This is a genomic window from Corynebacterium sp. KPL2734, assembly GCF_040225595.1.
GTDB lineage: Bacteria > Actinomycetota > Actinomycetes > Mycobacteriales > Mycobacteriaceae > Corynebacterium > Corynebacterium rhinophilum.
Genome location: NZ_JBEHFO010000007.1, coordinates 37115 through 48950, shown reverse-complemented (window position 1 = coordinate 48950; position 11836 = coordinate 37115). Strand labels below are relative to the sequence as shown.

9 protein-coding genes and 1 tRNA gene are annotated in these 11836 nt (G+C 62.0%); 4 read left to right on the top strand and 6 right to left on the bottom strand.

What is annotated here, in order from left to right:
* Positions 1 to 6: 6 nt before the first annotated feature.
* The gene (gene typA / locus ABRP88_RS06355) at positions 7 to 1917 is read right to left on the bottom strand and encodes a translational GTPase TypA (RefSeq protein ID WP_284769917.1); all 1911 of its coding nucleotides are present in this window, start codon (positions 1915 to 1917) and stop codon (positions 7 to 9) included.
* Between the two features lie 269 nt (positions 1918 to 2186).
* Here typA and ABRP88_RS06350 point away from each other — a divergent pair, with 269 nt between their 5' ends.
* From ABRP88_RS06350 to ABRP88_RS06340, 3 genes are read left to right on the top strand one after another with little or no spacing between them, the layout of a single operon-like run.
* Positions 2187 to 2915 (top strand): Rv1157c family protein, encoded by a 729-nt coding sequence (locus tag ABRP88_RS06350; RefSeq protein ID WP_284769918.1) that lies wholly within the window; start codon positions 2187 to 2189, stop codon positions 2913 to 2915.
* Positions 2915 to 3451 (top strand): ribonuclease FAU-1 family protein, encoded by a 537-nt coding sequence (locus ABRP88_RS06345; protein WP_296090247.1) that lies wholly within the window; start codon positions 2915 to 2917, stop codon positions 3449 to 3451. Before ABRP88_RS06350 ends, ABRP88_RS06345 begins: the two co-directional genes overlap by 1 nt.
* Positions 3452 to 3454: 3 nt before the next feature.
* Positions 3455 to 4396, top strand: coding sequence for a DUF808 domain-containing protein (locus ABRP88_RS06340; protein ID WP_284782487.1), 942 nt, complete (start codon positions 3455 to 3457; stop codon positions 4394 to 4396).
* A gap of 1 nt (position 4397) precedes the next feature.
* Here the strand turns inward: ABRP88_RS06340 and zupT are convergent, their stop codons facing one another.
* Positions 4398 to 5195, bottom strand: a complete 798-nt coding sequence (gene zupT, locus ABRP88_RS06335; RefSeq protein WP_349836650.1) for a zinc transporter ZupT — start codon at positions 5193 to 5195, stop codon at positions 4398 to 4400.
* A gap of 35 nt (positions 5196 to 5230) precedes the next feature.
* Complete coding sequence (locus ABRP88_RS06330; RefSeq protein ID WP_502879873.1) at positions 5231 to 7147, bottom strand: BCCT family transporter; 1917 nt, start codon at positions 7145 to 7147, stop codon at positions 5231 to 5233.
* Positions 7148 to 7399: 252 nt separating this feature from the next.
* Between ABRP88_RS06330 and ABRP88_RS06325 the strand changes: the two genes are divergently transcribed.
* Positions 7400 to 8554 carry a hypothetical protein gene (locus tag ABRP88_RS06325; protein ID WP_349836649.1) on the top strand — a complete coding sequence of 385 codons (1155 nt, stop codon included), beginning with the start codon at positions 7400 to 7402 and terminating at the stop codon, positions 8552 to 8554.
* 15 nt (positions 8555 to 8569) lie between these two features.
* Here the strand turns inward: ABRP88_RS06325 and selB are convergent, their stop codons facing one another.
* From selB to ABRP88_RS06310, 3 genes are all read right to left on the bottom strand, one after another.
* Entirely contained in the window at positions 8570 to 10354 is a 1785-nt protein-coding gene (gene selB / locus ABRP88_RS06320) for a selenocysteine-specific translation elongation factor (protein WP_349836648.1), read from the bottom strand.
* Positions 10355 to 11683, bottom strand: a complete 1329-nt coding sequence (gene selA, locus ABRP88_RS06315) for an L-seryl-tRNA(Sec) selenium transferase (protein WP_349836647.1) — start codon at positions 11681 to 11683, stop codon at positions 10355 to 10357.
* 23 nt (positions 11684 to 11706) lie between these two features.
* Positions 11707 to 11801, bottom strand: a tRNA-Sec gene (locus ABRP88_RS06310).
* Between the last annotated feature and the right edge of the window lie 35 nt (positions 11802 to 11836).

Here is an 11836-nt window from a genome sequence, read left to right as displayed (position 1 = left end):
GGCAGATTACTTCTTCATCTGCTTAGCGCGGGAAGCAGCGCGCTTGCGGTCGGTGGCGGAAAGCTCCAGCTTGCGCACGCGCAGCACGTCTGGGGCTACCTCGACGCACTCGTCGTTGCCACAGAATTCCAGTGCCTCTTCCAGCGAGAGCGTGTGGGCCTTGGCCAGGGTGACCGTGGCGTCTGCGGTGGCAGAGCGCATATTGGTCAGCTTCTTTTCCTTGGTGATGTTGATGTCAATATCCTCATCGCGGTTATTGGCACCCACGACCATGCCTTCGTAGGCCTCTGCGCCTGGCTCGACGAAGAAGTTGCCGCGGTCAGCCAGCTGCATCAGTGCGTACTGGGTGATCTGGCCGGTACGGTCAGCCACCAAGGAGCCGGTGGCGCGGGACTTAATCTCGCCGGCCCAGACATCGATGCCATCGGAGATGGAGTTGGCGATGCCGGCACCGCGGGTCTCGGTCATGAACTGGGTACGGAAACCGATGAGGCCACGGGCGGGAACGCGGAAGATCATGCGCACCCAGTCGCCCTCGCGCACGTCCATGGACTGCATCTGTCCCTTGCGGGAAGCAAGCAGCTGGGTGATGGCACCCTGGTGCTCCGACGGGGAGTCGATGGTGAGGATCTCATAGGGCTCATAGGTCTTGCCATCGATCTGCTGGGTAACTACCTGCGGCTTACCGATGGTCAGCTCGAAGCCCTCGCGGCGCATGGACTCAATGAGCACGGAGAGAGCCATCTCGCCGCGGCCCTGGACCTCCCAGGTATCAGGGCGCTCGGTGGGCAGCACGCGCAGGGAGACGTTACCGATAAGCTCCTGCTCCAGGCGGGCCTTGACCATGCGGGCGGTCAGCTTGGTGCCGCCGCCGCGGCCTGCCATCGGCGAGGTGTTCACACCGATGGTCATGGAGATGGCCGGCTCGTCAACGGTGATGCGCGGCAGGGCTTCTGGGTTTTCCGGATCGGCGATGGTGTCACCAATCATGACATCGGAAATACCAGAGATGGCGACGATATCGCCGGCGATGGCCTCTTCGGCCGGCTGACGCTCGAAGCCGACCGTGCGCAGCAGTTCGGCGACCTTGACGGTCTTGGTGTGCTGGTTGCCCTCATCGTCGTAGTGAATCCAGGCCACCTGCTGGCCCTTCTTGATGCGGCCGGCGTAGATGCGCAGCAGCGCAATACGGCCGAGGAAGTCAGAGGCGTCAAGGTTGGTGACGTGCGCCTGCAGCGGGGCATCGACGGTAGCGGAGGGCTCGGGCAGGACGTTGTAGATGACATCGAAAAGCGCCTGCAAGTCCTCGCTATCGGGAACGTTGCCATCGCCCGGGTTCTCGGTGGAGGCAACGCCGGCGCGGCCGGAGGCGTACAGAACCGGGAGATCGAGCAACTCTTCAGCTGCTGCTGCGGCTTCCTCATCCTCGAGGCCAGCGGCGATTTCCAGCAGCAGGTCTTGGGACTCGGTGACAACCTCGTCGATGCGGGCATCGGGGCGGTCGGTCTTGTTCACACAGACGATGACCGGCAGCTTGGCCTCTAGCGCCTTGGTCAGGACGAAGCGGGTCTGTGGGAGGGGGCCCTCAGAGGCATCGACAAGCAGCACGACGCCGTCCACCATGGAAATGCCGCGCTCCACCTCGCCGCCGAAGTCGGCGTGGCCCGGGGTGTCGATGACGTTAATGATGAGGTCTGCGCCGTCTTTGCCCAGACCCTGGCGGCGGATGGCCGTGTTCTTGGCCAAAATGGTAATGCCGCGCTCGCGCTCCTGATCGTTGGAGTCCATGACGCGGTCCGTGTGCTCACCGTGTTCGCCAAAAGCACCGGACTGCTCCAGCATGCCGTTGACCAACGTGGTCTTGCCATGGTCAACGTGCGCGACAATGGCAACATTACGGAACTCGGTATTACTCACTAGTTGGGTTCTCCTTCGGAGGATCTACAAGCGCTGGTGCGCGAGAAATGTTCTTGAACGACGTCCTACGATACCCCCTAACAGGGCATAGTGCAGCATTGGGGAGCCAAGACGCGACCTATGCCACCCCGTAACGTCTCGCGTGCCTGAAACGACCTAGTACTTGACACTTCCCAGCGGATAACTATCGTTACTAGAGTTATTACTGTTACTGCTGTGACCAATGGGGCTATACTACTTTCCCCGCGAGACAATAAGGACCTGATACCGTGAGCCACGCCCAAACTTCTTGGCGCCTAAGCGGCCGCACCGGCTACATCGCCGCTGCCACCGCTGCGCTTATTGGCCTCGCCTCTCCCCTGGTAGCGCCCGCACAGGCCTTCGCCCCAGATCTTTCCTCACTGGCACAGCAGCACATGCCCGCCAGCCCCTTGGATGAGCTCGGCCGCCCTACCCCTGAAACCCAGGACCGCGTGCGCGCCTTTGCTGCGCAGCCGTGGATCCCCGAAGACGCCCGCAATACGATCTTGTCCGCCTTGGACTTCTTCGCCGGCACCGGCGACGGTGGTGGCGGTGTGCCCATGCCGCAGGGCGATAACCCGTACTTCCGGCAGTTTTATTGGCCCACCGTCTCCGCGAACTGCATCGGCGGCACCAACGCCGCCACCGGCTCTGGCATCGCGGTACCTGGCCCTACGGAAATTCCCGCCCCCGGCGCCGGCGAGGGCGAAACCGTATTCCTCTTTACCGCCTTGGGCACCCCACCGGCAGCACCGGACCAAGGAGGCATGAATGTGCAGTGGTTTAATATCAATACCCTGCAAAGCGGCATTACCCCGCTGCACAATAACGGCATCAACCAGGATGGGCCCACAACGCTTTCTGGCACGGCCCACACAGGCAAGGGCCTGGTCGTTGCCCTGCTTTCCGGTTCCGTTAATACCACCGAGGCACGCTGCGATTTCGTCCCCACCGCCGCCTTCCTAGAGGTGAAGTAATGGCCGTTGATCTCCACCCAGTCAAACAGGAGACCTTTAATACTGCGGCCTTCACCAATACCGATCCCAAGGGCTACCTGCGCCAAGTCGATACCTATACCGAAACCGAGTTTGGCCTGTATATGGCACGCGGTGCCGATCACCCGCGTTTTGGCTACCTCGAATCGTGGCTGCTGCCAAGCCTCAACCTGCGCGCGAATATCTTCCACTTCCGCCCCGGCGTCGAGGTAAAGCAGGACTTTTATATAGACGTCGCCGAAATCCAGCGCCAAGGCAATGAGTGGACCACCCGCGATCTCTACGTCGACTTGGTCACCACCACCGGCGAACCCATTACTGTCCTCGACATCGACGAGCTCTCCGCAGCGACGTCCGCTGGCCTCATTTCCGCCGAGGACGCCGAACTCGCCATCGACACCACTCTAAACGCGGTCGAGGGAATTACCCGCCACGGCGACGATGCAATGGCCTGGCTTGCCCACCACGGCATAGACTTGTCTTGGTCAGAAAACGTAACTTTAGCCCCCGAAGGATAAGCCATGGCCGGTGGCCTTTTTGCCCTGCTTGACGATGTCGCCTTAATAGCCCGCGCCGCCGCCTCCAGCGTCGACGATGTGGCCGCCTTAGGCGGCAAGACATCTATGAAGTCTCTGGGCGTCGTCGTCGATGATGCCGCAGTGACCCCACAATACGTCGAGGGCATAAAACCGCAGCGCGAGCTGCCGATGATCTGGCGTATCACCAAGGGTTCGCTCATCAACAAGCTCGTCATCATCTTGCCGATTGCGATGATCCTGTCTTGGATTGCGCCGTGGGCGCTCACGCCCATCTTGATGTGCGGCGGTACCTATTTGTGTTTCGAAGGCGCGGAAAAGATCCTCTCCTTCTTCCGCTCCTCCCCTAGCGAGGCCACCGATGCCGTCCAAAACAAGGGCCCAGAGGCCGAAGATAGCCTGGTGAAGTCCGCCATTACCACCGACCTCATCCTGTCTGCTGAGATCATGGTGATTTCCTTAAATGAGGTCATCGATCAGCCCTTCTGGCTGCGCCTCGGTGCGCTTATCGCCGTCGGTATCATCTTGACCTTGGGCGTCTACGGCGCCGTGGGATTGCTGGTCAAGATGGATGACATCGGACTGGCCTTAACTCAGCGCCGCGATGGAAACTCCCTGCTAGGCAATGCCTTGGTCAAGGGCATGCCCTTCGTGCTGGACATCATCGGCATCATCGGCACCGCCGCCATGTTGTGGGTAGGCGGGCATATCGTCACCTCGGGACTCCACGAATTCGGGGTAGACCAGCCGCACGGGTTTATCGAGGCTGCCACTGAACATATCCACAATGGCGCGCTGAGCTGGCTGGCCGAAACCGGCCTGTCCATGGTGTGCGGGCTCATCCTCGGACTTGTCATCGCCAGCATCGTCGTGGCCGTCAAGGCCTCGACCGGCTCACCGTCTGCCACCTCAGCAGCGCAGCACTAAATTACATAAACAGAATGAGCGATATCGCCATAATGGCCATACCGGCGATAAGGCCGTAGATGGCGTAGTGGTGTTCACCAGTTTCTTCCGCGGTGGGAAGCAGCTCATCCAGGGAGATAAACACCATGATGCCGGCTACGGCGGCGAAGCTAATGCCCATGGTGGCCGGCCCCAATACCGGTAAGAGCAGGCCAAAGCCGATGAGTGCGCCCAGCGGTTCAGCCAGCCCGGAAAGCGTAGCCCACCAAAAGGCCTTCTTGCGCGAGCCGGTCGCCTCCCGCAGCGGCACCGCGACGGCGATGCCTTCCGGGATATTATGGATGGCAATCGCCACTGCCACCGGAACAGCAATCTCCTTAGACTCCAGGCCGGCTAAGAAGGTGGCAAAGCCCTCCGGGAAATTGTGCAAGCCCAGCGCGACTGCGGTAAATATGCCCGTCTTCATCAGCCTGCCGCGGCGGGCGTCTTCTTCCGTCGTGCCTGGTTCGTGCGGGTTGATCTCTTCTGGCACCATCCGGTCAATAATCGCGATGACCGCAATGCCAGCGAAGAAGGAACCTACCGCGGCCCAGGTGCCGGGTTTTTCGCCCCCGAGGGCATCGCTAAGCTGCTCTATGCCTTCCGGCAGGATTTCCATGAAGGAGACATAGAGCATCACACCCGCCGAAAGCCCTAAGGCTGCGGCCATAAACGCGGGCCCTGGCTGGCGCTTTCCCACCGCCAATGCCCCGCCGATGGAGGTGGACAGGCCCGAGAGCAGGACCAGTCCAAAGGCGAAGGCGAACGTGGACAAGGTCATAGTCTGTGACTGTACCTGACAATAATTATCAAGCCTTAATGGGAAGGCGGGGTCTGTGCATCGTCTTCGCCGGAGCCGGATACGAACTCGCCATCGGCCACCGAAGGATCATCTTCCACGTAACGGCCAGCTTCGTAGTCATAACCAATGGCATGGCCTTCCTCATCGGTGCGCGCGTACCACTCCGTGACCTCTGCGGCGGTGGAATTAAATTCGCCGCCGGTAGCGTAATCGGAATCTCCCGTTGTGGGCTCGATAGACAGGGCAAAATTATCGCCGTAATCGCGCACGCCGTGGATGACAGCATTGGAGACGGCCTGGTGCTCGTAATAGTGGCGGATCGATGCTGGATCATGGCGCAGTTCTCTAATGAGGGCAATGCACATCAGCACGATGATGACGGCAAAAGGAAGCGCCGTAATGGTGATTAGGTTTTGCAGGCCTTGCAGCGCGTTTTTGCCGCCGGACATGAGAATAACCACGGCGATGCCCGCCATACAGAGCACCCAAAAGACAGTAACAGTGGCTTTCGGCTGCGGGTTGCCGCGCTGGGTGAGCTGGGAATTGACCAGCGAGGCCGAGTCCGCGGTGGTGATGAAAAATACCACTAGCATGACGATGACTAATGGTGCCATCCAATTAGATCCGGGGAAATGGTCCAAGACGTTGAAGAAGATGTCTTCGGCCGCCGGCATGGAATCAATGGTCCCATCGGGAGCGATATCGCCATCGCGGCGTTGCAGCCAAATGGTGGTGCCGCCCAAGATGGTGAATGCTGCGATGATGATAGCGGAAGGAATAAACAGCACGCCAAGGACGAATTGGCGGATGGTGCGCCCGCGGGAAATCTTGGCCACGAATACGCCAACGAACGGCGACCACGATACCCACCACGCCCAGTAGAACGTGGTCCATGAGGACAGGAAGGAGACCATATCTTCGCCCTCTCCCATGTTGGCGGACAACATTTCGGGAGTGTTGTCGAGGTACTCGATAATGACCGCAGGCATCATATTGGCCAGGAGAGCAGTCGGTCCGATGACGAAGAAGAAGATCGCGATACCCAGCGCCAATGCCAGGTTGATATTGGATAGCCACCGCACGCCCTTAGCTACACCAGACACTGCGGAAAAGATGGTGCCGATGGAAAGCACGACAATGATGACCAAGGCTGCGGTATTGCCAGTGGTAGACCAACCGCTGACGATTTCCACGCCGCGACCGATCTGCAGCGCGCCAATGCCTAGGGTGGCCGCGGTACCAAAGAGCGTCGCGATGATCGCCAGGCCATCGATAATGCGCGCCGGTGCGGAATCGGTGGAGCGGTTGCCAAAAAGCGGCATCAAGATGGAGCTCATGAGGGGTACGCGACCGCGGCGAAAGGACACATAGGCCACGCACAGCCCGACGATGGCGTAGATGGCCCACGCATTAAGGCCCCAGTGCATGGCCGATTGGGCGAGCGCGCCGAGCACCGCTTCATTGCTGGCGGCTTCATAGGCTCCTGGGCGCGGTGAGAGATAATGAGTGAGCGGTTCGTAGGGTCCGAAGAAGATAAGCCCGATGCCGATGCCCGCACCAAAGAGCATGGCGGCCCAGCTAATCGTGGAAAACTCCGGCTTTTCACCATCCACGCCGAGTGGGATTTTTCCGTATTTGGAAAAGGCGAGGATTAACAGCAGGAACATCAGGAAGGTGGCCAGTGCAGTAAAGATCCAGCCTAGGTTGCGCATGACCCAGTCCAGGGCGGTGGAGGAGGTATTAAAAACCTGTTCGGGAGCGAGCACGCCCCATATTACGAAGGCGATAACGAGTCCACCGACGATGCCCAGGATGGTCTTATCCACGCTGTATTTAACCTTCTGGTCCTCAATGGACACGCCAGGAACCAAGGCAGGGTGAATATTGTGCGGATAGATGGTGTCGTGCAGTATGCGTTGTGCGCCGCGCACGCGCTTTTGACTTTCTTCCGTATTATTAACGTTCTCCAGCCCACTGGTGGTTCCGTTATCGGGCCGAGGCGATGAATTAGATGACAAAGCCCTACTCCTATTTCATTATTCACTATTCAACTTGTGGGAATTATTAACACGTTAACGAACAATGCCGAAAACCACCGGCTAAGCAATGTTTTACCCCCACATGCGTAAAATGAAACCCGTACGTTACGCCCCGCTTTGAAGCTTTGGAGTTACTGTCTTCCTATGGTGCCTTACCCGCTTGCTACCAGCTACTTCGGCGTCGAACACGTCGCTATATTGGAACATGTTATCTCCGGCACGGTGCTCAGCATCCCCGGTATGGGTAGTCAGCCCGCGCTTATCGATGTCTCTCTAGAGCCCGATACCTACTCCAACGGCTGGCGGGTGCGTTCGGAGTTTGGCTTCATCGGGTTTCTCGATGAGGTAGAGGCAGCCGAATATCCGGACCTGCACCGGTTGAAGGCATCGCAAGCCACCCCGCAGACGCTAGCCACGGTCGGCATTGTTGAGGGCGAACTCGAGGTTGCCGTCTCCCTCGGGCTGTGGCCGTGGATGGTGCCGGTCAATGACCAGCCGGCCGAATCGGCGTTGCTCGCCGGCGGCCACGGTGCAGTCGTTGATACTGCGGCGGGCGACCTGACCGAGTCGCAGCTATCTCACCTTGAAACGCAGCAGTTCTTTGTCACACTCAAAGTCATCGATGATGCCGTCGTGGCCGCCTGCGGCGATACTGTGCTCGGCCCGTGCGGCGCGTTGAGCCAGTTGCCTGGCCTGCGCACCGCGTATGCGGCGGCGCAAGAAGCCGGTACCACGATGGCCGCCCGTGCGTATAGCGCCGGTGGGATGATCGCGGTCGATATCCCCGCAGCGGATTCCCCAGATAGCGAATTATTCTCCCCGGCGGTGCCACCCCTGCGGGCGCCGTCTGGCCGCACCGCGCTTCCTGGTGCCACCTCCCGTCCTGCCACCCCAGCCCCGCCCGAGGAGTGGGAGTTCGCGCTGGAGTCCGCCGACATCGCCAGCGATCTTCCCGCCGGCTCGAGGCGCCCGGTCAGTCCGAGTGCCAACAAGGATCTTGGCCCTGCCGAAGCTTCGCCCACGACGCCCAGCACTGCTCCAGAGAACGACGCTGCCCCGGGAGACGGCGCTGCCCCGCCCACGCCTCGTGCCCACGAGGGCGACCAGGCTGCGGCACCGCCTGCTAGCAGCGGCTTGGCTGACTTGGTCTCGTCCATGCCGGGCTCACAGAACCTGAGCTGGCGCGCGCTTCCCGTCGCGGAGGAACCGGGCCGCTTTTCTTCCGAATCCGCCCGCGTGCGTGCCCGGCGCGTGGCGCGCGAGCAGTCCCGCCCGCGCGGCGGAAATCACCGCAAATAGGTCGGACGCGTTTGCTTAGCGCAGTGTGCGCTTGCCGCCTTCGCCGCGGCGGGTAATGCCGTGGGCATCGAGGTATTCCAGCAGCGGGATGGCCACCCGGCGGGTGGTCCCTAGCGCTTGGCGGGCGGCGGACAGGGTGAAGGGCTGCTCGAGTTGTGAGAGGTGCTCCCGTGCCTTGCCCGGCGCGTCCGGTAAGAGGATGATCCCGTCTTTCAGGCGTAATAGGCGCTCAGCGCGCTCGGCTGCGGCCAGTTCTTTCTCGCTCAGTCCCAGCTCTTTAAGCTCGTGCACCTCCGGTGCGGCGAAGGGCTCCTTTTCTAACATGCGCTCTAATTCAGCCACGGCGGACTCGGCGGCGCCAAGATCCACGGTGTGGCCCGGCAGGCGGATAAGGCCTTCGGATTCTTCCGCGTGGGCAGCGGCCACCGCTAGGCGCAGCAGCCCCTCTTCCTTAAGTCCCAAGGCATCGAGTGCCGCCTTGCGCGGCATGCCTGGCGCGAGCGGATTGGCCGCGGCGTGCTCCTGCAGCGCGGTAGTCAGCGCTTCTTTCCAGCGCGTTACCTGGCGGGCGGCAATCCACCACTGTTGAAAGCTAATGATGCCCGACGGCGTGGCATCGGTGTCATAACCATCGAGTTCCAGGTCCGCGCGCCGGGCATAGCCCACACGCTGCAGGTAGGAGGAAGGATTGCGGAAGGAGGTGTGCTCCGCCAATGCCTCGGCACGCTTGCGGGCGGCACCGCGGCGATCTAGCTCCGGCGGGCGCACGTCGATGACCTCCACGCCGGCGCTGACATGGCGGCCACCGGGGCTGCGGACGACAAGGCGATCCAGGATGATCAGCGGCATAGCGCGCGATAGGCGCAGGCGGGCGAAATCCGCTGACAGCGGCTGCAAATGCGCTTCTACCCCGGCGGTACCGCAGTGGACCACGAGGTTATCGGGCAATTCATCAAGTGCGGTGCCAAAGGTGCGGTGGACGTCTACGGTATCGATAGCGCGCCACGCACCTGGGGTAAGCAGCAGGTCACCGCGGTGGATATCGGCGGCATCGACCCCGCGCAGGTTGACCGCGGCACGTGTTACGGGGCCCAGGGATTCCTGCGCGGTATTTTCGCTGTGCAGGCCGCGGATCTCCACGCGGTTGTCCCCTGCCGCGGTGGAAAGCACCAGGGTGTCGCCGGTGCGCAGCGTGCCGGCGCTGAGCGTCCCGGTCGCCACGGTTCCCGCGCCCTTGACGCTAAAGGCGCGATCGATCCACAGCCGCACCGGGGCATCTATCGCGGGTGCGGGCACTTGGGCCACCAGTTCATCCAGCGCCGCGCCCAGTTCCGCCAGGCCTTCGCCGGTGTGGGAGGAGACGGGGATAATGGGGGCATCGGCAAGCGGCGTGGCAGAAAACTGCGTGCGCACTTGAGCGGCGACCTCCGCGCGGCGCTTTTCATCGGCGCGGTCGCTGCGGGTCAGGGCGATAATCCCGTGCTCGATACCCAGCGCGTGCAGCGCATCGCGGTGGTCGGTGGATTGGGCCTGCCAGCCCTCGTCCGCGGCAACCACGAAGAGCACCACGGAGGCCGGGCCCACCCCAGCGAGCATATTGCCAAAGAACTTTTCGTGGCCGGGGACATCTACAAACGCCACGTCCGCACCAGAGGGCAGCGCCGTCCACACAAAGCCCAGATCAATGGTCAGCCCGCGGCGCTTTTCCTCGGCCCACCTATCCGGATCCATATCCGTTAAGGCGCGCACCAGGCTGGATTTGCCGTGATCGACATGTCCGGCGGTCGCGATAACGTACACCTACATCACCGCCCGGATGGCCGCGATGAGCACCTCATCCTGGGTCTCGGGCACGCAGCGCACGTCGATGAGGCAGCGGCCCTGGTGCTGGCGCGCCATCACCGGCGGGGTGTGCTGGCGCAGCTTTGGCGCCAGTTCCTCCGGCAGGGATACCGCAACGCCAGGCAGCGGGTATTCGGGGGCGCCTCCCCCGCCGACGCGGCCTGCGTGGTCAACAACCTCGCCGCCCACCGCCGCGGCGATGGCCTCGGTGCGCGCGCGGTGGCACGCCGGGTCAAGGTGGAGCGCCTGCTGCACCGCATTGGCAGGCGTTGTGATCGCTGCTTCCAGGGCATTGAGCCGCAGCTTATCGATGCGCACCGCCCGCGCCAACGGGTGCTTTTTCACCGCCGCAATCGCGTCCTTAGTGCCCAACAGGATCCCGGCCTGCGGCCCGCCCAATAGCTTATCGCCCGAGGCGATGACAATATCCGCCCCGGCCTTGAGCTGCGCGTGAATATCGGGCTCGTCCGGCAGGACCGGATCATGGGTGAGCAAGCCTGAGCCGAGATCCACAATAAGGTTCGTGTCTTGTTTCTTCGCCAGCTGCGCCAACTCGCCCACACCCACCGAGGAGCTAAAACCTTCAATCCGAAAATTGGACGGGTGCACCTTCAAAATCGCGCCGGTCTCCTCCCCCAGCGCGCGTTCATAATCATGGAGGTGCGTCCGGTTGGTCGCGCCTACCTCCCGCAGGCGCGTCGCGGTGGATTCAATCAGCTCCGGTAGGCGGAACCCCGCGCCGATTTCAATGAGCTCGCCGCGCGAGATGATGATCTCCTTGCCCGGGGCCAACGCGGCCGTGGCCAGCAATAGGGCCGCCGCACCGTTATTGACCACCAGTGCATCCTCCGCGCCGGGGCAGGCCGCCAATAGGGCCTGGGTGGCACCGGCGCCGCGCCGGGACGAGCGCCGCCCGGTGTCTAAGTCCATTTCCACGTCGGTATATCCGGCCGCGTCCTGCAGCGCGGCTATCGCAGCCTCTGGCAGCGGGGCGCGGCCCAAATTTGTATGGATGATGACGCCGGTGGCGTTGATGACCGGCTGCAAGGAATGGGTGCTGTGGTCAACCAGCCTTCGCGCTATTTCTTCTTCTACGCCGGTAACGGGCACCTCCCCGCGCCGGGCGGCGGACAGCACTCCTTTAATCGTTGCGCGGACGGCGTGTTCTGCGATTATCTCCCGCGCGCTTTCTACTGCGGGGAGCCGCAAAAGCTCATCCATGCGGGGTAAATTCCGGCGGGGATCACGGGCATTATTCGCGGGGCGACCAGCGTGATGGCTCGGCACTCGTTTTCCTCCTTGCGCGCGTATGGCGGAGACGGACAGGAATCGAACCTGCCAGACCGAGATGCTCGGCCTCACCGGTTTTGAAGACCGGGGCGCCCACCAGGACACGTACGCCTCCGCCTGGCTACTTTACAGATCCCCCGCGCACCCCAC

Excerpts from the sequence above, each read along its gene's own strand:
- zupT (WP_349836650.1), bottom strand. The coding sequence starts at position 5,195 with ATGACCTTGTCCACGTTCGCCTTCGCCTTTGGACTGGTCCTGCTCTCG.
- ABRP88_RS06345 (WP_296090247.1), top strand. The coding sequence starts at position 2,915 with ATGGCCGTTGATCTCCACCCAGTCAAACAGGAGACCTTTAATACTGCG.
- ABRP88_RS06340 (WP_284782487.1), top strand. The coding sequence starts at position 3,455 with ATGGCCGGTGGCCTTTTTGCCCTGCTTGACGATGTCGCCTTAATAGCC.
- ABRP88_RS06325 (WP_349836649.1), top strand. The coding sequence starts at position 7,400 with ATGGTGCCTTACCCGCTTGCTACCAGCTACTTCGGCGTCGAACACGTC.